We start from the raw sequence: 24,506 nt of genomic DNA on the forward strand, positions 1-24,506 counted from the left end.
CCGACGCGATCAAGGAGTCACCCGTACCAGGCGCTGACCGTCATGCCACCAGGCCGCCAGGCTGAATACCTCGGGCGTCTTGAGGATGCTGTAGTGGTTGCCCGGGCCGTGCCATAGCGTCAATTGCGGCAGTACACGCTGCCAGCCGGCCTGCATGGCGGCCTGCTCGCGCTGGTTGCCGGCGGCATCCAGGGTCGCGTCGGCCACCAGCACCAGGCTCACCGGGCCGCTGTAGACACCCGGCGCCAGGTACGGGGTGCGCAGCGCGCTGGCGAACGTGCGGGCGATGCCCTGCAGGGCCTGCAGCGAAGACCGCGCGGGCATCAAGCCGACCCGCACCATGGCCTGGTGCAAGGTCGACAGTTGCTGCGCGTCGTCCAATGCGGCGAAGGCATCACGGTCGAGCTGCAAGTCGCGCCCGCTGGACAGTTGCAGCGACTCGATCAGCCGTTGCAGCGCCGCCGTGGCGGTGTAAGGCCGACCACAGACGCTGTCGCTGCCAGGCGCTTCGCTATCGATCAGGGTCAGCGAGCGCACCTCGCGCCCCTGGGCCTGCAAACGCACCGCCACGGCATGCGCCACCCAGCCGCCGAACGAATGCCCGACCAGGTTCAGCGGCCCATGCGGATGCAGCGCCTCGATGGCCCGCACATGACAGGCTGCCGCCGCCTCGATGCTGCTGTGCGGCGGGGCGGCAGCGTCCAGCCCGCGCGATTGCAGACCGTACACCGGCCACTCGCTGCCCAGCGCTTCGGCCAGGCCGATGAAGCGGGTGACGCTGTCGCCGGCACCCGGCAGGCAGAACACCGGGGCGTATCCGCCCTGCCCGCTCTGGATCGCCACCAGCGGCTGGAAATCGGCCCATGGCGCACACTCGCCGCCACGGGCGGCCTGCAAGGCTTCGCCCAGCGCGCAGCCGAGCGCCTGCACGTGCGGCGCCTGCATCATGCTCAGGTGATCGCCCGGCACTTCGATACAGCGCAACTGGCCCGCCGGCACCGTACGGTCCCAGCCCAGGTGCGCCACGTCGCCATGGTGACGGCGGCTGTCGCAGGCCTGGAACAGATGGATGGCGATACCCAAGGCTTCGGGACGGTAATGCGCCATGGCGTGGGCGTGGGCCAGTTCGCGTTCGAAGAACCACTGCAATTGCTCATCGTCGGCCGTGGCCAGCTCGGGATAGAGCAAGCCTTGCTCGCGGCAGGCCGTCAGCAACACGGCGAACGACGCCTGCCCGTCATCCAGCGCCTGTACCTGGGCCAACTGCGCGGCGCCCTCGGTGCCCTGACCCTGCCAGTAGCCGGCGCAGTGCAGCAGCAATTGCCGTTGCAGCACCCGTGCCCCCTGCCAGCGCGCCTTGCCCTGGTCCACCCAACGCGGCTGCCAGGTGTCGATCAGGCCCAGAAACTCGACGGGCTGGTCGGCCCCGAGCAGTTGCGCGGCGATCTCATAGGCCAGCAGGCCGCCGAAGGACCAGCCAGCCAGGCGGTACGGCCCCTGCGGCTGCACCTGGCGGATGCGCTCGATCTGCGCGCGGGCCAGGGCTTCCAGCGTGTCGGGCTGGGCCTGGCCCAAGGCAAGGCCCGGCACGCCGTAGATCGGGAAGTCGCCGTCCAGGGCGCGGCCCAGCACCGGGAAGTAGAAGTCCATGCCGCTGAATTCGTGAATCAGGAACAGCGCAGGCTCGCGGCCCTCGGCACGCACGCAGACCAAGGCCTCGACGTTTGCGTCTTCGCCGCTGTCCAGGTGCTGCGCCAGGGCGGCCACGCTGGGGTGCTGGAACAGCTCGGCCAGCGACACCGTCAGCCCCTGCTCGCGCAGCAGGCCGATCAAGCGGATCGCCAACAGCGAGTGGCCGCCCAGGTCGAAGAAGCTGTCATGCCGCCCCACCCGCTCGACCTCCAGCACCGGCGCCCACAGCGCGGCCAACTGCCGCTCCAGCGCCGTGGCCGGTGCTTGGTACAGGCTCTCCAGCAGGTCCTGGGGCGAAGGCTGCGGCAAGGCCTTGCGGTCGATCTTGCCGTTGTTGGTCAAAGGCAGCGCATCGAGCCGCAGCCAGGCCGAGGGCAGCATGTAGGCGGGCAAACGCGTCTGCAGCCAACGGCGCACGGTGCCGACCTCCAGGCTCGGGTCCTGGACCGTGAACCAGGCGACCAGACGCGCCGACTGGCCCGGGGCAAGTCCCTGCGCCATGACCACCACCTCGTTGATGCCGGGGCACTGGGCCAGGTGGTGTTCGATCTCGCCCAGTTCGATGCGCAAGCCACGGATCTTCACCTGATCGTCGTTGCGCCCCAGGCATTCGAGTTGGCCGTCGTCGCGCCAACGGCCCAGATCGCCGGTGCGGTACAGCCGCGCGCCAGGGCGCGCGCTGAAGGGATCGTCGAGGAAGCGTTCGGCGGTGAGCTCGGGGCGGTTCAGGTAGCCCAGCGCCACGCCGTCGCCGCCGATGTACAACTCGCCCACCGCGCCCAGTGGTACAGGGCGCAGATAGGCATCCAGCACGTACACCTGGGTGCCGCCGATGGGCGTGCCGATGGGCACCTGCTCGGCCTCTGCCGGCAGCTCGCGGACCTGCCCGGCGGTGGCGTAGGTGGTGGTCTCGGTGGGGCCGTAGCAGTGCACCAGGCGCAACGCCGGGGCCTGGGCCAAGAGGCTGCGGAAGGCCTCGGGGTCGGCGCGCTCGCCACCACACATCAGCACCCGCAGCCCAGCCAGCACCTGCGGGATCATCTGCACGTACTGGTTGAACAGCGCGGTGGTGACGAACATCACCGTCGCTCCACCCTCGTCCAGCGCACGCCCCAGGCGCACGGGGTCGAGCAGCGTGTCCGGGTCGATCACCAGCACCTGGCCGCCGTTGAGCAAGGCGCCCCAGACCTCCACGGTGCTGGCATCGAAGGCCGGGTTGGCGGCGAAGGCCATACGGTCCTGGGCGCTGAAATCGGCGTAGCCGTCGTCGAGCACCAGGCGGACGATGCCGCGATGGGCCACGCGCACGCCCTTCGGCGCCCCGGTGGAACCGGAGGTGTACATCACATAGGCCACGCTGTCGCCGCCCTGGGCCAGACCGGGGTTGTGCTCCGGCTGGCCGGAAAGGTCCAGCCGGTCGAGGTCGATGCGCCGGGCCCGGTAGCCCAGGCGCGCGTCGCTGGCACAGATCAGCGCCACGGCCTGGCAGTCCTGCACCATGTAGCCCTGGCGCTCGGCGGGCGCCTGGATGTCCAGCGGCACATAGGCGGCGCCGCATTTGGCCACGGCCAACTGCGCTTGCAGCAGTTCCAGCGAACGCGGCAACAGCAGCGCGACGTGGTCACCCGGCGCCACGCCCTGTTCGATCAGGTAATGGGCCAGGCGATTGGCGTGGGCGTTGAGTTCGGCATAGGTCAGGCTGCGGTCCTGCTCGCGCGCCGCCACGGCCAGCGGATGGCGCGCCACCTGCTGCTCGAACAGGCGGTGCACTGCCAGGTCACGGGGGTAGCGGCGTTCGCTGGCATTGAAGCGTTCGCGCAGGCGTTGCGCTTCGTCGGCAGGCACCACCGAAAGCTGTTCCAGCCCCGCCTGGCGCTCGCCTTCCAGCGCCTGCAACAGCGCCTCGAGCCCCTGCTGCAGATAGCCGCAGAGGCGCCGCGCATCGATACCGGGCTCGGTCTGCGCCGTCAGGCTGAAGCCTTCGCCAAGGTCGTCGATGCTCAGCGCCAGCGGATAGTTGCTGCGCTCCTGCGCCTGCACCACCTCGATGCCGTCCCAGGCCGCGCGTTCGTCATCGTGTTCGCCGGCCGGGGTGCCATGCCGGTAATTGAGCAACGCGCTGAACAGCGGCGCGCCGTTGGGCAGCGCACTGCAGCGCTGGGCCAGGGCCAGCGGCGCCTGCTCGTGGGCGAGCAGCCCGGTCAAACGGGCATGGGCCTGCTGCAACGCGGCCTGGGCCGATTGCCCGGCCAAGTCCAGGCGCAGCGGCAAGGTGTTGATGTACACGCCAAGGCCCCGCTCGGCCCCCTCGCCACCGCGCAGGCGGCCCAGTAGCACGGTGCCGAACACCACGCTATCGCGTCCGCTCAATTGCCCGAGCACCTGAGCCCAGGCCAGGTGCATCAGGCTGGCAGCGCTGACGCCCTGCTGGCGCGCCAGCTCACGCACCCGGCGACTCAACGCAGCGTCCAGTCGCTGATGGTGCTCGGTCACGGCGTCCAGATGCGGGCGGGCATGGCCGCCATAGGCCAGGGTCGGTTCGTCGATGTCCGCCAACTGTTCACGGAAGAACGCCTCGGCGCGTGCCGGATCGTGGCTGTGCTGCAACTGGGCGATGTAGTTGCGATAGGGCACGGCCGCCGGCAGTTGCTGAGCCTGGTCGAGCAGACAGGCTTGCAGCTCGCTGCGCAGCAGTGCCAAGGCCACATGGTCCATGACCAGGTGATGGAACAGCAGGCTCGCTTCGATCCGCCCGCTGTCCGGGTCGGTGCGGTGCACCAGGCGCAGCAGCGGCGCCCGGCCCAGGTCGAATTGGCGGACATCGGCGATATCCCCCGCCTGCACCACCTGCAGCGGCGCGTGGCGCCAGACCACCTGCACCGGCTCGGCCAGGCCCTGCCAGTGGAATGCACTGCGCAGGCTGTCGTGCCGCGCGATCACGTGATCCAAAGCCTGGTGCAGACGTTGCAGACGACTGCGGTCGGCCAGGCGGAAGTCGGCCTGCAACACATAGGCCGCTTCTGCCTCGTGGGCCAAGTGATGGAAGAGCATGCCGGTCTGCAGCGGTCCCAGTGGGTAGATGTCCTGGACATTGGCGCAGCCGCCCTCGACCTGGGCGACGATCCGCTCGATCGCCTCCTGCTCCAGGGTGACCAAAGGCAGCAGTTCCGGGGTGATACGGATGCAGTCGGCGGCGATGCGGTTGGCCGGTACCTGCACCTGCTCCAGCGGCTGCAGCGTGGCGGCCAGCGCCGCCAGGTCCGGCGCGCTGAACAGGGCCTGGATATCCAGCGCCAGGCCGCGCGCGCGCAGGCGGGCGACCAGCGTTACCGCCAGCAGCGAATGGCCCCCCAGCGTAAAGAAATTGTCGTGCCGCCCCACACGTTCCAGCCCCAGCAACTGACCGCACAGCTCAGCGACCAGGGTTTCTTCAGCCCCTTGCGGGGCGTGATAGGCCTGTTGCTGCAAGGCTTCGACCTTGGGCTGCGGCAGCGCCTTGCGGTCGAGCTTGCCGTTGGGGCTCAACGGCAGGCGCGTCAGGTGCAGGAACTGCGCCGGCACCATGAACTCCGGGAGTTGCCCCAACAGCGCGGCGCGCAGCGCCTGGGTGTCCTGCTCGACGCCGGTGTAGTAGGCCACCAGACGCTTGCCCGAAGGCGGCACGTCCAGCGCCAGCACGGCCGCCTCCTGGACGCCTTCGACACGGGTCAGGCAAGCCTGGATCTCGCCCAGCTCGATGCGCAACCCGCGAATCTTCACTTGGTCGTCGTTGCGCCCCAGGTACTCCAGGGTGCCGTCTGCCAGATGCCGGGCCAGGTCACCGGTGCGGTACAGGCGCGCGCCAGGTCGAGTGCCGAAGGGGTCGTCGATGAAGCGTTCAGCGCTCAGGTCGTCGCGGTTCAGGTAGCCACGGGCGACCTGCACGCCACCGATGTACAGCTCGCCGGCCACGCCTTGCGGTACGGGTTGGCCTTGCGCATCGAGCACGTACAGCGTGGTGTTGGCGATGGGCTTGCCGATCGGCGTGTTGTCCGGCGTCTGCGCCAGCGGCTCGGCGCAGTGCCAGGCGCTGACATCCACCGCCGCCTCGGTCGGGCCGTACAGGTTGTGCAGCTCGACACTCGGCAGTTGCGCCTTGAAGCGCCGCACCAGGCTGCCCGGCAGCGCCTCGCCACTGCACAGCACGCGCTTGAGCTGCGCGGGTTCGGCGTCGCCAAAGGCCAGGAACACGTCGAGCATCGAGGGCACGAAGTGCAGCGTGGTCACGCTGCGCTCGGCGATCACCTGGCGCAGATATTGCGGATCACGGTGGCCGCCAGGTCGCGCCATGACCAGTTGTGCACCGGTCTGCAACGGCCAGAAGAACTCCCACACCGACACGTCGAAGCTGAACGGGGTTTTCTGTAAAACCACGTCTTCGGCGCCCAGGCCGTAGGCGTCCTGGGTCCACAGCAGACGGTTGACCACGCCGCGGTGCTCGTTCATCACGCCTTTGGGCAGGCCCGTGGAGCCCGAGGTGTAGATCACGTAGGCCAGGTGTTCAGGCTTCAGCCCTCCGACCTTGGGATTGTCGCAGGGCAATTCGCGCCAATTAGGCTGATCGAGGTCGAGCAGCGGCACGTCGAACTCAGCCAACAGCGCGCGGGTGGCGGCATGGCCCAGCACTGCCGTGGGCGCACTGTCGGTGAGCATGTGGCGGATGCGCTCGACCGGATAATCCGGATCGACCGGCACGTAGGCGCCGCCGGCTTTGAGGATCGCCAGCAAGCCGATCACCATCGACAGCCCCCGCTCCACGCAGATCGCCACGCGGTCGTCCGGTCTGACGCCCAGGGCCATCAGGTGATGCGCCAATCGGTTGGCCTCGGCGTTGAGTTCGCCATAGCTCAGTGCCGCCTGCTCGGCGCGCACGGCGATGCGCGCCGGCGTGCGCACCGCTTGCGTCTCGAACAGGCCATGGACCGTCTGCGCCAGGTCGTAGTCCACCGCCGTGTCGTTGAACTCGACCAGCAAGCGCCGACGCTCCACCGCATCCGGCAACACCACCTGGGACAACAGCGCCCCGTCGCTCGCGGCCATGACCCACAGCAGGTGTTGCAGATAGCCGCTGTAGCGCTCGATGGTCTGCCGGTCGAACAGCGCCGTCGCATAGCTCAGCGCACCGCTGAAACCATGCGCCGTTTCGCCCAGGCTCAGGCTCAGGTCGAACTTGGCGAAATCGGTGCCCTGCCCCAGGTTGCGCAGGCTCAAGCCCTCCAGCCCGGTGGCGTAGTCGTGCCCGCCCTGCCATTCCAGCGACACTTGGTACAGCGGGGTATGGGCCAGGCTGCGCGGCGGCTTGAGCAGGTCCACCACCTGCTCGAACGGCAGGTCCTGATGGGCCTGGGCCGCCAGCACCTGCGCCTTGACCCGCGCCAGCAAGGTGGCTACGTCCGGGGCGTCTTCCAGGTCCAGGCGGATGGCCAGGGAGTTGACGAACAGGCCGATCAGGCCTTCCACCTCGGCCTGGCGACGGCCGGCCACCGGGGTGCCGATCACCACGTCGGTCTGCCCTGACAGGCGCCCCAGCAGCACCGCCCAGGCGCCCATGAACAGCATGAATGGCGTGACCTGCTGGCGCTGGCACAGCGCCTTGAGGTCCTGCGCCAGGCGCGGGTCCAGCTGGATCTCCAGGCTGGCACCGGCGTAGTCCTGACGCGCCGGGCGCGGTCGGTCGGTGGGCAGGCTCAGCAGCGCCGGGGCACCGGACAGGGTTTCCTGCCAGAACGCCCCCTGGCGCTGCAACGCCTCGCCCTGCAACCAACGGCGCTGCCACACGGCGTAGTCGCCGTACTGGATCGACAGGGGTTCGAGCAGCGCCGGCCGCCCCTCGCGCAGGGCCGAATACAGCGCGCTCAGTTCACGGGTGAGCACGCCCATCGACCAGCCATCGGCGACGATATGGTGCACGGTCAACAAGAGCACATGCCGGGTCGGTTCGACCTGCAACACGCGGGCGCGCAGCGGCAGGTCCTGAGCCAGGTCGAACGGCTGCGCCGCTTCATCGCGGATCCGTTGCCGCAGGGACTGCTCGTCGGCGTCGGCCGCCAGGGTTTCGCGCTGCACCACCAGGCGCTGTTCGCTGACCCGCACCCACGGCTCGCCTTCGACGGCGAAGAACTGGCTGCGCAACGTCTCATGCCGCTGGACGATCAGTGCCAACGCCTGCGCCAGCGCGGTGCTGTCCAAGTCGCCACGCAACTCCAGCGCCAGGGCGATGTTGTAGGCCTGGCTGGCACCGTTCATCTGCGCCAGGAACCACAGCCGCTGCTGGGCGAACGACAACGGCAGCGGCTGCTCGCGGGACACCGCCAGCACCGCCGGCAACTCACTGCGCGCCGCCGTGGCCACCACCTCGGCCATCGCCGACAGCTCGGCCTGGGCGAACAGGCTGCCCAGCGCCAGCTCCACGCCCAGGCGTTGGCGCACCTGAGCCACCAAGCGCATGGCCAGCAGCGAGTGCCCGCCCAATTCGAAGAAGTGATCGTGCCGCCCCACCCGTTCTATCTGCAGCAAGCCTTGCCAGAGCTGGGCCAGGGTCTGTTCCAGCTCGCCCTGGGGCGCCTCGTAGCGGCGCTCGAACAGGTCGGCGCGGCTGGGTGCCGGCAGCGCACGACGGTCGAGCTTGCCATTGGCCGTCAGCGGCAGCGCCGCCAGCCGCACGAAGGCCACCGGTACCATGGCGTCGGGCAGATGGGCCTGCAACTGGGCGCGCAACTGCGCGGGGCTGGCCACTTCGACGGCGTCCTGGCCAGTGAAATACGCCACCAGGCGCGGCTGCCCCGGACGGTCTTCGCGGGCCAGCACCACGGCCTCGTTGATCCCTGGCAGCAGCGCCAGACGACCCTCGATCTCGCCCAGCTCGATGCGCACGCCACGGATCTTCACCTGATCGTCGTTGCGCCCGAGGTACTCCAGCGTGCCGTCCTCCAGCCAGCGCACCAGATCGCCGCTGCGGTACAGGCGCGCGCCCGGCTGCGGGCTGAAAGGGTCGTCCAGAAAGCGCTCGGCGGTCATCTGTGGCCGGCCCAGGTAACCGCGGGCCACGCCGGCGCCGCCGATATAAAGCTCGCCCGCCACGCCCAGCGGCGTCGGCTGGCCGTGGGCGTCGAGCACGTAGAGCCGGGCATTGTCGACCGGCGCGCCAATATGCAGCACGCCGCCAGGGGTCACCGCGCCGGAGCTGGCGACCACGGTGGTTTCGGTGGGGCCATAGTTGTTGACCACCGTGAAGCCGGGGTGGCGATTGAACTGACGCAGGCGATCGCCGCCGATCAGCAGGGTGCGCAAGGTCGGGTGGTCGAGTTGATGGCTGAAGGCATATTCGGCCACCGGAGTGGGCAGGAAGCTGACATCCAGCGGGCAGCCGCGCCACCAGGCGAGCAAGGCATCGAGGTCTTCGCCCTGTTCGCTGGACGGCGCGATGTGCAGGGTCGCGCCGGCACACAGCGCCGGCCACACTTCCCAGGCCATGGCATCGAAGCCGAAGCCGGCCAGGCTCGAGGTGTGCCGACCGTGGCACAGGTCGAAGGCGCGGCAGTGCCAGTCGATCAGGTTGTTCAGCGTGCGGTGCTCGACCATCACGCCCTTGGGCAGGCCGGTGGAACCGGAGGTGTAGATCACATAGGCCAGGTGAGCGACGCTCAACGCCTCGACCACCGGCGCTTGCTCGCTCGACGGCCAGTTGCCGCGATCCAGTTCGATCACCGGCAGGCTGCACGCGCCCAAGCGCGGGCGCAGCGCGCCCAGGGTCAGCACGGCGGTCGGGGCGCTGTCCTGGAGCAGATAGGCGATACGCTCATCGGGGTGCGCCGGGTCGATCGGCACGTAGCCGGCCCCGGCCTTGAACGTGGCCAGCAGCCCGATCAGGGCATCGAGGCCGCGTCGGGCGAGGATGGCGACGCGGTCCTCCGGCTGCACGCCAAGGGCCACCAGGCAACGCGCCAGACCATTGGCGCGTTGCTCCAGTTCGGCGTAGCTCAGGATGGCGTCGCCGCAGGTGGCGGCCACGGCCTCCGGGTGCTCCTGCGCCTGCCGCTCGATGCGCTGGTGCACGGTGAGCGACGTTTGCTCAGCGCCAGGGTGCGCATTGAAATGCTCCAGCAGGTGCTCGCGCTCGGCGTCGGGCAGCATGTCCAGCTGTCCGACCGTCCGCTCTGGGGTGTGCTGCAAGGCGTGCACCAGGCTGTCCAGGGTCTTGTGCAGATAGGCGCAGACACGCTCGCCCGGCACCTGGGCGCTGTACAGCAAGGTCAGGCGCAGGTCCTGGCCCAGGTCATCGACGCTCAACGTCAGCGGGTAGTTGGTGCGTTCTTCGCTGGCCAGCACCTCGATGCCGTCCCAGGCCGAACGCGCCTGCCCCTCGGCGACCGGGGCGCTGTGACGGTAGTTGAGCAAAGCGTTGAACAGCGGCGTCGGCGCATCCACGCCACTGCAGCGTTGGGCCAGGGCCAGCGGCGCATGCTCGTGGCGCATCAGGGTAGTCAGGCGTTTGTGGGTGGCCCTGATGGCCGGGATCAGCTCGTCATCGCCCAGGTCCACCCGCAGCGGCAAGGTATTGATGAAGATGCCCAAGGCGCGGTCGTTGGCCTCGGCGCCCATCAGACGCCCCATCAGCACCGTGCCGAACACCACCGCCTCGCGCCCGGTCAACCCGCCCAGCACCCGCGCCCAGGCCAGGTGGAACAGGCTGGCCAGGCTCACCCCAAGGCTGCGCGCCTGACTGCGCAGGCCCGCAGACAACGCCACAGGCAGCGTCAGGCTGGCCTCCAGCGGCGCACGGCCATCGCCTTGCACGTCCTGCAACCCATAGGCCAGGGTCGGCTCGGCGATGTCGCCCAGTTGCTCGCGGAAGAATGCTTCGTGCTGCGCCTGGCTCACGCCCAGCAGAGCCTGGCCCACATAGTTGCGAAACGGCACCGGCGCGCCCAGCGACTGACCCTGTCCGCGCAGCACCGCCTGCATCTCATGGCGCACCACCTCCAACGCGCTGTGGTCCAGGGCGATGTGATGGAACTGCAGCGTGGCGTACAGCCGGCCATCGCCGGCCAGCGGTTCACAGAGCAGGCGCACCAGCGGCGCCTGGGTCAGGTCGATGCGCTCATCGACCGACGCCACCTCGCACACCGCCAGGCGCGCCTGGCGCCACACCACCTGCAGCGGCGCCTCCAGGCCCTGCCAGTGCACCGAAGTGCGCAGGATATCGTGACGGTCGATCACCGCCTGCAAAGCCTCGACGAACGCCAGCAGGTGCCCCCGGCTGGCGAAGGCGAAGCGTGACTGCATGATGTACGGATCGCTGCCTTCGGCGCTGGCGTGGTGATAAAGGATGCCCTGCTGCAACGGCGCCAGCGGGTAGATGTCCTGCACGTTGGCGTGGCCGCCGGGAATCGATTCCACCAGGCGGTCGATGCAGGCCTGGTCCAGTTCGACCAGGTTGAGCAGCGCCGGCGTGATCCGCGTGCAGTGCGCCGGGATGGCATTGGCCGGGATCGGCGCGGCGCCACTGCGGGCGACATACTCGCCGCGCTCGATCAGTGCGACCAGTGCCGGCTTGTGTTCGCGCAGGCTCGCCACCAGCGCGGGATCGCTCAGCGCCTGGCGGTTGCCCTGCACGGCCAGTTGCCCGTCCTTGAGGGCCAGCTGGATATCCTTGGCCGACAGGGTGGCCAACAGTTCGTTGATGCTCACAGGACGATCTCCATTCTGTCTGTGATGGCGGCATAGCCCGCCAGTGTCGGTTGCTCGAACAGCGCTCGCACATCGGCCTCCAGGCCTTCCTGGCGCAGGCGCGCGGTGAGCGTCACCGCCAGCAGCGAGTGGCCGCCGAGCTCGAAGAAGTTGTCGTGCCGGCCCACCTGCTGCACGCCCAGCAACTCGGCCCAGAGCGCTGCCAGCAACTGTTCGGTGTCGCCCTCGGGCGCTTCGTAGGGGCGCTCGTCCGACACGTTGGCCGCCGGTAGCGCCTTGCGGTCGAGCTTGCCGTTGGGGCTCAGCGGCAAGGCTGCCAGGTGCACGAACAGCGCCGGCACCATGAACGCCGGCAGTTGCCTGGCGAGGGTCTGGCGCAGGGTGTCCAGCGCCTGCACGGTGCCGGTGTAATAGGCGACCAGACGCTGATCCACCGCCAGTACCACGGCTTCCTGAATACCGGGCACACGGGTCAGACAGGCCTGAATTTCACCCAGCTCGATGCGCAGGCCACGGATCTTCACTTGGTCGTCGTTGCGGCCCAGGTACTCCAGGGTGCCGTCGGCCAGATGCCGGGCCAGGTCGCCGGTACGGTACAGTCGCGCGCCGGGTCGAGTGCCGAACGGGTCATCGATGAAGCGCTCAGCGCTCAGATCATCGCGATTCAGGTAGCCACGGGCGACCTGCACGCCACCGATGTACAGCTCGCCGGCCACGCCTTGCGGTACGGGTTGGCCTTGCGCATCGAGCACGTACAGCGTGGTGTTGGCGATGGGCTTGCCGATCGGCGTGTTGTCCGGCGTCTGCGCCAGCGGCTCGGCGCAGTGCCAGGCGCTGACGTCCACCGCCGCCTCGGTCGGGCCGTACAGGTTGTGCAGCTCGACACTCGGCAGTTGCGCCTTGAAGCGCCGCACCAGGCTGCCCGGCAGCGCCTCGCCACTGCACAGCACGCGCTTGAGCTGCGCGGGTTCGGCGTCGCCGAAGGCCAGGAACACGTCGAGCATCGAGGGCACGAAGTGCAGCGTGGTCACGCTGCGCTCGGCGATCACCTGCCGCAGGTACTGCGGATCCCGGTGGCCGCCAGGTCGCGCCATGACCAGTTGCGCACCGGTCTGCAACGGCCAGAAGAACTCCCACACCGACACGTCAAAGCTGAACGGGGTTTTCTGCAACACCACGTCTTCGGCGCCCAGGCCGTAGGCGTCCTGGGTCCACAGCAGGCGGTTGACCACGCCACGGTGCTCGTTCATCACGCCTTTGGGCAGGCCAGTGGAGCCCGAGGTGTAGATCACGTAGGCCAGGTGTTCAGGCGTCAGCCCTGCGATCTGCGGATTCTCGGACGAGCATGATTGCCAGACCGGCTGATCGAGGTCGAGCAGCGGCACGTCGAATTCAGCCAACAGCTCACGGGTGGCAGCATGGCCCAGCACCGCCGTCGGCGCGCTGTCGGTGAGCATGTGGCGGATGCGCTCGACCGGATAATCCGGATCGACCGGCACGTACGCGCCGCCGGCTTTGAGAATCGCCAGCAAGCCGACCACCATCGACAACCCCCGCTCCACGCAGATCGCCACGCGGTCGTCCGGTCTGACGCCCAGGGCCATCAGGTGATGCGCCAATCGGTTGGCCTCGGCGTTGAGTTCGCCATAGCTCAGTGCCGCCTGCTCGGCGCGCACGGCGATGCGCGCCGGCGTGCGCAACGCTTGCGCCTCGAACAGGCCATGGACCGTCTGCGCCAAGTCGTAATCCACCGCCGTGTCGTTGAACTCGACCAGCAAGCGCCGACGCTCGTGCGGCTCCAGCACCTGAAGCTGCGCCAGTGGCGATTCCGGTCGTTGCTCCAAGGCATCGGCCAGCTCACCCAGCACCTGCTGCAACTGCCCGCACACCCGCGCAGCGCCCACCACCGGCAACACCTGCACGGTCAGGCGCAGATCGTCGCCCAGGTCGTCGACATTGAGGCTCAGCGGGTAGTTGGTACGCTCTTCGCTGGCCAAGGTCTCGATACCCTGCCACGCCTCACGCTGGCGCTCGCTTTCGGCAGCGCCGGCGCTGTGGCGGTAGTTGAGCATGGCGCTGAACAGCGGCAAGGGTGCCTGCACACCGCTGCAACGCTGGGCCAGGGCCAGCGAGGCATGCTCATGGGTCATCAGCGCACTCAACTGCGCATGGGTCGCACGCACGCCGTCACGCACATTCAACCCGGCCAGGTCCAGGCGCAGCGGCAAGGTGTTGATGAACATGCCCAGGCCGTGGCCGCTACCAGCGCCGCCCTGCATGCGCCCCAGCAGCACGGTGCCGAACACCACGCGCTCGCGGCCAGTGGCGCACTCCAATACACGCGCCCAGGCCAGGTGCAACAGGCTGGCGGTGCTCACGCCCAACTGGCGCGCCTGGCTGCGCAAGCGCAGGCTCAAGCTCGGCTCCAGCAGCACCTGGGCCTGCTCGATCTGCCCGGCATCGGCCTGGATGTCACGCAGACCGAACGGCAAGGTGGGCTCGTCGATATCGCCCAGTTGCCCGCGGAAGAAGGCTTCGTGCTCGGCCTCACTGACGCCCAGGCGCGCCTGGGCCACGTAGTTGCGGTAGGGCACCGCCGGCTCGGTTGGCTCAGGCAGGCCGTGCAGGTAGCCGAGCAATTCGGCGCGTACCACGTCCAGCGCCGTGTGGTCGAGGATCAGGTGGTGAAACTGCAGGCGCGCCTGCACCGCGTCGGGCGTGCGGCGGTACAACAGGCGCAGCAGCGGCGGCCGGTCCAGGGCCAAGGTGTCGAAGCGCGCCTCTGGCGTGGCGTCGAGGTCGATCAGCGGCAGTTCGGCATGGCGCCAGACCACCTGCAACGGCTGTGGCAATCCGTCCCAGAGCACGGCAGTGCGCAGGATGTCGTGGCGGGCGATGACCTGCGCCAAGGCACCGGCGAACGCCTGCAAGCGCGCCAGGCTGTCGAACCTCAGCTGCGAGTGCAGCAGGTAGGGATCGGCGCCCTTGGCACTCAGATGGTGGTAGAGAATGCCTTCCTGCAACGGCGCCAGGGGGTAGATGTCCTGCACATTGGCCGCCCCGCCCGGCACGTTGGCCAGCACGCGGTCGAGGGTGGCCTGGTCCAGTTCGACCAGGCTGAGCAGGTCCGGTGTGATCCGCGTGCACTCGGCGCCAATCCGATTGGCCGGCACCTGCACTTCGCGGCTCTGGCCCAGCGCTGCGCTCAGCGCCGCCACGCTCGGTTGGCTGAACAGCAGCCGGACATCGGCCTCCAGCCCCTGCTGGCGCAGGCGCTCGATCACACTGACGGCCAGCAGCGAATGGCCGCCCAGCTCGAAGAAGTTGGCGTGCCGCCCTACCCGCTCCAAGCCCAGCAGCTCGGCCCACACCGCGGCCATGCGCTGTTCGATCTCACCCTGCGGCGCCTCGTAGGCCGCCACCGGCAGGTCGGCCGGGTCCGGTGCAGGCAACGCTTTGCGGTCGAGCTTGCCGTGTGCGGTCAACGGCAAAGCCTCCAGGCGCATGAAGGCCAGAGGCAGCAGGTGCGCGGGCAGGCTCATACGCAGCGCCTGACGCAGGGCATCGGCCGAAGCATCGCCGGTGTACCACGCCAGCAACTGCTCGCCACGCACCAGCACCACGGCATCGGCCACGCCCGGCTGGGCGCCCAGCGCCGCTTCGATCTCGCCCAGCTCGACGCGCACGCCGCGAATCTTCACCAGGTCATCGTTGCGTCCGAGGTAGTCGAGGGTGCCATCGGCGTTCCAGCGCACCAGGTCACCACTGCGGTACATGCGCGCACCGACCTCGTTGCTGAACGGATCGGCGAGGAAGCGCTCGTCAGTCATCTGCACACGGTTCAGGTAGCCCCGAGCGACCCCGGCCCCGGCAATGTACAGCTCGCCCGTGGCGCCCACGGGGACCAATTGCCGCCGCCCATCGAGCACGTAGACGCGGGTGTTGGCGATGGCCGCGCCGATGTGCAGCGGCGCGCCGACCTGCACCTGGCCGGAGGTGGCGACCACCGTCGTTTCGGTGGGGCCGTAGTTGTTGACGACAGCAAAGCCCGGATCGCGCTCGAACTGACGCAGGCGGTCGCCGCCGATCAGCAGCGTGCGCAGACTCACCGGGTGGCGCTGACGGCGCAGCGCCTGCTCGGCCACCGGCGTGGGCAGGAAGCTGACCTGCAGCGGCTGCGCGGCCCACCAGTCGAGCAAGGCATCCACCTGTTCGTTGGCCACCTCAGCCGGCGGCAGGTGCAGCACCGCCCCGGCGCACAGCGCCGGCCAGACTTCCCAGGCCAGGGCGTCGAAGCCGAAACCGGCGACGCTCGAGGTGTGGGTGCCGGTTTCTACGGCGAAGGCCTCGCAATGCCAGTGCACCAGGTTGGCCAGGGTGCGGTGCTCGACCATCACGCCCTTGGGCTGGCCGGTGGAGCCTGAGGTGTACACCACATAGGCCAGCGCCGAGGCGTCTAGACCGGCCACCTGCGGGTCGTGCTCGGCGATCCCGGAAAAGTCCTCACGGTCCAGATCCAGGCGCGCGACGGCCTGCGGCAGGTCCGAATGACTCGACTCGGCTAGCACCAGGGCCGGGGCGCTGTCTTCGAGCAGGTAGGCGATGCGTTCGGCCGGGTACTGCGGGTCCACCGGCACATAGGCGGCGCCGGTCTTGAGCACCGCCAGCAGGGCCACCAGACGCTGCGGCGTGCGCGGCAGGCACAAGGCGACCCGGTCGCCGGGGACTACGCCGCGTCCGATCAGGTGATGGGCCAGGCGGTTGGCCGCGCGGTTGAGTGCCTCAACGCTCAGCGTCGTGTTGCCCTGCACCACGGCCAGGGCCTGTGGGCTCTGCGCCGCGCGGGCTTCGACCAAGGCATGGACGGTGGCGCCCTGCGGATAGGCCCGTGGCGTCGGGTTGAAATCCACCAGCAGGTGGCGGCGTTCCTCACTGTCGAGCAGCGACAGTTCGTCCACGCGTACGTCCGGTGCCCGTTCCAGGGCTTGCAGCAGTTGCGCCACGGTGTTGGCCATCCACTGTGCGACCCGCTCGGCACCGATCTCGGCCAGGCTCAGCACGCTGAAGGTGAAGCCTTCGCCGCGATCGTCGACGCTCAGGGTCAACGGATAGTTGCTGCGCTCCTCACCGCCGAGCAGGCGCACGCCCTGCCAGATACCCTGGCCGTCACGCGGGGTGTCGGCGGCGCTGTGGCGGTAGTTGAGCAAGGCGCTGAACAGCGGCTGCCCGGCCGGCACGCCGCTGCAGCGCTGGGCCTGGGCCAATGAGGCCTGCTCGTGGCCGAGCAGCGCCGAGAGCCGCGCATGGGTGGCGCGCACCGCCTCGGCCACGCCGAGCTGGGTGTCGATGCGCAGCGGCAAGGTGTTGATGAACACCCCCAGCGCCCGGTCGGCGCCTTCACCGCCCTGCAGGCGGCCCATCAGCACGGTGCCGAACACCACCTCGCTGCGGTTGGCCAGCACGCCGATCAGACGCGCCCAGGCCAGGTGCATCAGGCTCGCGGCACTCACGCCGAGCGACCGCGCCTGTTCACGCAGGCGCAGCGCATGCTCGGCATCCAGGGTCAGGTGGGCCTCTTCGATGCCGTGGCCTTCGCCCTGCACGTCGTGCTGGCCGAACGGCAGGGTCGGCTCGTCGATATCGCCGAGCATGTCGCGGAAGAACGCGTCTGCGGCGGCCGTGTCATTGCCCAAACGCGCTTGCGCCACGTAGTTGCGGTAAGGCACCGGCGTACCCAGGCGGCTCGCATCGCCGCACAGCAGCGCGTGCATTTCCGCGCCGACCACGTCCATGGCGGTGTGATCCAGCGCCAGGTGATGGAACAGCAGGATCGCCACCACTTCGCCGTGGACCGGGTCGTGGCTGTAGACCAGGCGCATCAGCGGCGCACGGGCCAGGTCCAGGCGCTGCTGACGGGCATCGAAGCGCGCCTGCAACTGATCGATCACCGCGCCCTGGCCCTCGCACGCCACTTCGCTGACCTGCAGCGATGCCTGGCGCCAGACCACCTGCACAGGCTGGTCCAGACCCTCCCAGACCAGCGAGGTGCGCAGGATGTCATGCCGGTCGATCACCTGCTGCAAGGCCGCCGCCCAGGTCTGCAAGCGTTCGAGGCTGTCGAAGGCCAGGCGTGATTGCAGCAGGTAGGGGTCGCCCTGGGCGGCGCTCAGGTGGTGATAGAGAATGCCTTCCTGCAACGGCGCCAGCGGGTAGATCTCCTGCACGTTGGCTGCACCCCCGGGCACGGTCGCGACGATGGCGTCGATGGCCGCCTGGTCCAGTTGCACCAGGCTGAGCATCGCCGGGGTGATCTGCTGGGCGTTGGCGGGCACGCGATTGTCCGGCACCTGCACCTCGCGCCCACTGCCGACCGCTGCGGCCAGCGCCGCCAGGGTCGGTTGGGCGAACAGCACGCGCACGTCGGCGGCAAGGCCCGCCACGCGCATGCGCTCGATCAGGTTCACCGCCAGCAGCGAGTGTCCGCCGAGCTCGAAGAAATGATCGAAGCGACCGACCTGTCCCACCTTCAGCACCTCGGCCCAGATCGCCGCCAGTTGCCGCTCCACCTCGCCCAGGGGCGCGACGAACTGGCGGCTGACCACGGCGCTGTGGTCCGGTGCCGGCAGGGCCTGGCGGTCGAGCTTGCCATTGGCGGTCAGCGGCCACTGCGCGACCTGCACATAGGCCGAGGGCAGCATGTAGTCGGGCAGTTGCCCCTGCAGTTGCGCGTGCAACTCGGCCAAGGCGGGTGCCTGGCCGGCCGCGCTGAACCAGGCCACCAGGCGTTTGTCGCCTGGGGTGTCCTCGCGCACCCGCACCACCGCGTCCTGCACCCCGGCGCAGGCCGCCAGGCGCGCTTCGATCTCACCCAGCTCGATGCGGAAACCGCGCAGCTTGACCTGCTGGTCGTTGCGCCCCAGGTAGCGCAAAGTGCCGTCGGCCTGCCAACTGACCAGGTCGCCGCTGCGGTACATGCGCGCCTGCGGCGCGTGGCTGAACGGGTCGTCGAAGAAGCGTTCGGCGGTCAGGGCCGGCTGGTTCAGATAGCCCAGGGCGACCCCGTCGCCGCCGATGTACAGCTCGCCGACCGCGCCCACCGGCAGCGGCTGGCGCCGGGCATCGAGCACGTAGCAGCGGGTGTTGCCGATCGGGCGACCAATCGGGATCGCGCCCTCGCCCACGCTGCGTATCTCGTGGGTGGTGGTAAAGGTGGTGGCCTCGGTTGGGCCGTAGCCGTTGAGCAGGTGTGCCGGGGCGCCGTCACGCAGCACCTGGGCGATCACCTGGGGATCGAGCACATCGCCGCCGACCATCAGGTAGCGCAGCCCGACGAAGGCCGGCAACAACTGGGCGGCGTATTGATGGAACAGTCCGGCGGTCAGCCAGAGTACGGTGACGCCCTGGTCACGCAGCGCTTGGCCCAAGGCCTGGTGCGACAGCACCTGATGCTGATCGATGACCACCACGCAGCCGCCGTTGAGCAGCGGTGCCCACACCTCCAGGGTGCTGGCGTCGAAAGTCGGGTTGGACGCGAAGGCCACCCGGTCGCTGGCCTGGAAGTCGGCAAAGCCGTTGTCGATCACCAAGCGCACCACGGCCCGATGGGGCACCAGCACGCCTTTGGGCAGGCCGGTGGAGCCGGAGGTGTACATGACGTAGGCCGGCGCGCCAGCGTCGACCACGAGGTCCAGGGCATGCGCCGGGTAGGCGTCCAGCGCCAGGGCGTCGAGCTCGACTCGGGTGGCGTGGCCCAGCGCGGGCTGGTCGGCATGGGTCAACAGCACTTGGGCACGGCTGTCCTGGACCATGAAGGTCTGGCGCTCGACCGGGGCGTTGGCGTCCAGCGGGACGTAGACCGCACCGCAACTGCTCACCGCCAGTTGACTGGCCAGCAGATCGACGCTACGTGGCAGCAGCAAGGCCACCCGGTGCCCGGGGCGCACGCCCAGTTCCAGCAGGTGGCGAGCCAGGCGATTGGCGTGCTCGGCCAGCTCGGCATAGGTCCACCGGCGCTGGCCATGGATCACCGCCACGGCCTCGGGGGTCTGCGCAGCGCGGGCCTGGAACAGGGCATGCAGCGGCTGATCGCGTGGGTAGTCGCGGGCGGTGGCGTTGAAGCCTTGCAACACCTGCTCACGGGCTTGATCAGACAGGCACGAGAGGTCGTGCAGCGGGCGTTGCGGCGATTGCTCCAGGGCCTCGACCAACTGGCTCAAGGCACTGTCCAGCAGCGCACACACCTGCCCGCCATCGACCTGCGGCACCGCCTGCACGGTGAAGGCCAGGCCCTGACCGAGGTCATCGACGTTGACCACCAGCGGGTAGTTGCTGCGCTCACGCGAGGCCAGCAGCTCGATGCCTGACCAGCCCAGGCCATCGCCAGCGACCTTGGCGGTGCTGTGACGGAAATTCAGCAGGCTGGTGAACAGCGCCTGGGTGGCCGGCACACCGCTGCAACGCTGGGCCAGCGCCAGCGAAGCCTGTTCTCGACCGAGCAATCGGGCCAGGCGTTGGTGAGTGCGGCGCACGCCTTCGGCAGCGCCCACGGCATCGACGCTGACGCGCAACGGCAAGGTGTTGATGAACATGCCCAGCGCGCGGTCGGCGCCGGCACCGCCTTGCAGGCGACCGAGCAGCACAGTGCCGAACACCACCTCGGACTGGCCGCTGAGCTGCGCCAGCACCTGCCCCCAGGCCTGATGCACCAGGCTGGCGATGCTCACCCCCAGGCTGCGCGCCTGGACGCGCAGGCGCCCGGCCACGGTCGGGTCGAGGCTGTGCTGGCTGTCGATCACCTCGACGCCGTTGCCCTGCACATCGCGCAGGCCGAACACCTCGGTGGGTTCGTCGATATCGCCGAGCAGCTCGCGGAACAGCGCTTCATCGGCGCCAGGATCGGCATCCAGGCGGGCACGCGCCACGTAATTGCGGTACGGCACGCTGTCCAGCCGCAGCGGCTGGCCCTGCAAGGCCGCACCGACTTCGGCCACCAGCAGCTCGACGGCAGTATGGTCGAGCAGGATATGGTGCAGCAGCAGGGTCGCTTGCAGACGCTCGCCTTCGCGGTGCGGCAGCAGCTGCATCAACGGCGCGTGGGTGAGGTCCAGGCGGTGCAGGTCGGCCGTCTCGCTCAGGGCCAGAGGCGCCTCGCGGTGCACCACCTGAACCGGCTCGGGCAGGCCTTCCCAGTGCAGGCTGGTGCGCAGGATGTCATGGCGAGCGATGACCCGGTTCAAGGCCTTGAGGAAGTCGTGCAGGTGCGCCGGTTCGTCGAAGGCGAAGCGTGCCCGCAGGACGTAGGGGTCGGCCCCGGTGCTGGCCAGGTGGTGATAGAGGATGCCCTGTTGCAGCGGCGCCAGGCCGTAGATGTCCTGGACGTTGGCGGCGCCACCGGGCAGCCGGGCGATCAGTGCGTCCAGCGCCGGCTGGTCGAGGTCGGCCAGGCTGAGCATGTCCGCTTCGACCTGCGTGCAGCCGGCCGGAATGCGATTGACCGGGACCGCCGTCGGCCGCTCGGCACTCACCGCTGCGGCCAGTGCGGCCAACGTCGGCTGGCCGAACAGGACGCGCACGTCGGCGGCCAGTTCCTGTTGGCGCATGCGCTCGACCAGCTTGACCGCCAGCAGCGAATGTCCACCCAGTTCGAAGAAGTTGTCGTGCCGGCCGATGCGCTCGACGCCCAGCAGATCCTGCCACAGCGCGGCGATGCGCTGCTCCACCTCGCCCTGCGGCGCCTCGAAGGCACGCCGGGCGAAGGCGTCGCCGTCGGGCTCGGGCAAGGCCTTGCGGTCGAGCTTGCCGTTGGCGGTGAGGGGGAACGCCTCCAATTGCACGAAGGCCGCCGGCACCATGTAGTCGGCCAGGTGCTGGAGCAGACCGTCACGCAGGTCGGCGGCCTCGGGCGCGGCGCCCTCGGCGGCCAGCCAGTAGGCGATCAGCCGCGGCTCGCCGGCGCTGTCAGGGCGAGCGATCACCACCGCCTCGCGCACGCCGTCGCACGCCGCCAGGCGCGCTTCGATCTCGCCCAGCTCGATGCGGAAACCGCGAATCTTCACTTGGTCGTCGTTGCGTCCGAGGTAGTCCAGGCTGCCATCGTCGACCCAACGTGCCAGGTCACCGGTGCGGTACACACGTCCGCCCGGGTTGAACGGATCGGCGATGAAGCGCTCGGCATTCAGCGCCTCGCGGTTCAAGTAGCCGCGCGCCACACCGGCCCCGCCCACGTACAGCTCGCCGACCACCCCGACCGGCACGGGTTGGCGCTGGGCGTCCAGCACATACACCTGCAGGTCGGGGATGCGCTCGCCGATCGGGCTGACGCCCAGTCGTTGCGCATCGGCGGCCTGCAAGGGACGGTAGGTGACGTGCACCGTGGTTTCGGTGATGCCGTACATGTTCACCAGGCGTGTGCCGGCGTTGCCGATGCGCGCGTACCACGGCTTGAGCAGCCCAGGCTCGAGCGCTTCGCCGCCGAAGATCACCTGGCGCAGGGAATGCTGCAGCGCGCTGCGGCCCTGGGCGGCGATCAATTGACGGAAGGCACTGGGGGTCTGGTTGAGTACGCTCACGCCGCTGCGGCAGAGCAAGGCGTAACACTCGTCCGGTGAACGGCTGACACGCTGCGGCACGATCAGCAGACGCCCGCCGTAGGCCAGCGCGCCCCAGATTTCCCAGACCGAGAAGTCGAAGGCGAACGAGTGGAACAGCGCCCAGGTATCCAGACGGTTGAAGTCGAACCAGGACTCGGTGGCGGTGAACAGCCGGGCCATGTTGCCATGCTCGACCATCACCCCTTTGGGCAGGCCGGTGGAGCCGGAGGTGTAGATGACGTAGGCCAGGTGCGAGGGCAGCAGACCGGCGCGTGCCGGGTTATGGGTGGGTTGTTGCGACAGCTGTGGGTCGTTCAGGTCGATCAGCGGGGCGTCGAGGCTGCCCAGCAGCGCCAGGCAGTCGTGCTCGCCGAGCACCGCGCGCGGGGCGCTGTCCTTCAGCGTGAACGCGATGCGCTCGGCAGGATAGGCCGGGTCGATGGGCACGTAGCCAGCGCCGGCCTTGAGCACGCCCAGCAGGCCGACCAGCATGCCCAGGCCACGCTCGACGCAGATCGCCACCCGGTCGTCCAGACCGATGCCGAGTGCGATCAGGCGATGGGCGAGCTGGTTGGCGCGTTCGTTGAGCTCGGCGTAACTCAGGCTCTGCTGCTCGAAGATCACGGCGGTGTCTTGCGGGCGCGAACGGGCGTGGGCCTCGAAGCGCTGATGCAGCAGCGGCGTCTGGGCGAACGCGGGCACTGGCGGGTTGAGGCCGTGCAGCAGGTGCTCGCGCTCGTGCGGCGGCAGGATGTCGAGGCTGTCGAGCCGTGCCTGCGGTGCGTGTTCCAGGGCCTGCACCACCTGCTCCAGCGCACGCCCCAGGTAGCCGGCCACACGCGCGGCACCCAGGCCGCAGCCGACCAGCGCAGTGATGCGCAGGTCTTGGCCGAGATCATCGAGGTTGAGCGTCAGCGGATAGTTGGTGCGCTCTTCGGCGCCCAGCACCTGGATGCCCGGCGCGATGTCGATGACATCGGCCGCGTCGCCCGCCTCGCTGTGCCGGTAGTTGAACACCGTGTTGAACAGCGGCGCAGGTGCCGCCACACCGCTGCACCGCTGGGCCAGGGCCAGGGGCGCCTGTTCGTGGCCGAGTACGCCGGTCAGGGCTCTGTGGGTGGCCTGCAGGGCGTCACGCACGCTGACCGCACCCATGTCGATGCGCAGCGGCAAGGTGTTGATGAACATGCCGAGCGCCTGCTCGCCGCCCTCGCCGGCTTCCATTCGCCCGAGCAACACGGTGCCGAACACCACCGAGTCATTGCCCGACAGTGTGCCGAGCACACGACCCAGGCCCAGGTGAGCGATGGCCGCCGGGCTCACGCCCAATTGCCGGGCCTGGGTACGCAGGCGCGCGCTCAGGTCACGGTCCAGGGTCAAGCGGGCGTCTTGCACTGGGCTGTCGTCGAGTTCGGCCGCGCCGAAGGCCAGGGTCGGTGTATCGATATCGGCCAGCATGGCCTTGAAGAAGGCTTCGTGGGCGGGCACGTCCAGGGCCTGGCGCGCCTGCGCCAGCAAGTTGCGAAACGGCACTGGCGGCCCGAGGCGCTCGGCCTCGCCGGCCAGGCAGGCGGCGATCTCGCGACGGACGATGTCCAGCCCGGTGTGATCCATCACCGTGTGGTGGAACAGCAGCAGCGCGACCACTTCGGCGCCCGCGCCCGGGGCGTGAACCAGGCGCAGCAAGGGCGCCTGGCGCAGGTCGAAACGGTAGTGATGGCTGTCGTGCAGCGCGCGCAGTTGCGCCAGCGGCTCGCCCTGACCGGCCAGTTGCAGCGCTTCGCGGTGCAGCGGCGCACGCCGCCAGACCACCTGCAGCGGCTCGTCCAGGCGCTCCCAGAACAGTGAGGTACGCAAGATGTCGTGACGTTCGATCACCCAGTCCAGGGCCTGGGCGAAGGCCTCCAGGTGTGCCGGGTCGGCAAAGCGCAGTTGGGCCTGCAACAGGTAGGGATCGCCGGCTTCGGCGCGCAAGTGATGGTAGAGCATGCCCTCCTGCAGCGGCGCCAGGGGATAGATGTCCTGCACGTTGGCAGCACCACCCGGGATGCTGGCGACGATGCGGTCGATGGAAGGCTGGTCCAACGCCACCAACGGCAGCATGGCCGGGGTGATCTTGAACGCCGGGCTCAACCAGTCGTCGTCATGGGCGGCGAGCATCTCCAGCAGCGCCGGCTTGTGCGCGGCCAGTGCATCCCACAGGGAATCGTCGAGGCTGTCGTCGTCACCGTCGACGATGAGGTCCTGATCATCGCGCTGAAGTCGGATCGCACGGGTGGAGAGCACTGCCATCAGTTCGCTAAAGCGCATGGTTAAGCATCCTGCCTTTGCCAGTCGGAAATCGGCAAAGCTAGAGGATCGGGCGCGCAAGGGCTGACAGGGGAAGCGGGGACAAAGGCAGGTCAGCACCCGCGAGAGGCCATTTTGCGGGCCTTGCGCAGGGGCAGAAGGCGGATGACCGCCGGGGCGCAGGCCCTGCGGCGATCATGGCGGGGC

2 protein-coding genes are annotated in these 24,506 nt (G+C 69.2%); both read right to left on the minus strand.

What is annotated here, in order from left to right; genetic code table 11:
- Window positions 1-9: 9 nt before the first annotated feature.
- Window positions 10-11,421 (minus strand): non-ribosomal peptide synthetase, encoded by an 11,412-nt coding sequence (locus NJ69_RS08945; RefSeq protein WP_039578223.1) that lies wholly within the window; start codon window positions 11,419-11,421, stop codon window positions 10-12.
- On the minus strand, window positions 11,418-24,320 hold the full coding sequence (locus tag NJ69_RS08950) for a non-ribosomal peptide synthetase (protein WP_039578226.1): 12,903 nt from the start codon (window positions 24,318-24,320) through the stop codon (window positions 11,418-11,420). The genes NJ69_RS08945 and NJ69_RS08950 overlap by 4 nt, the downstream gene beginning before the upstream one ends.
- Between the last annotated feature and the right edge of the window lie 186 nt (window positions 24,321-24,506).

The sequence above is a fragment of the Pseudomonas parafulva genome (assembly GCF_000800255.1).
Lineage (GTDB): Bacteria > Pseudomonadota > Gammaproteobacteria > Pseudomonadales > Pseudomonadaceae > Aquipseudomonas > Aquipseudomonas boreofloridensis.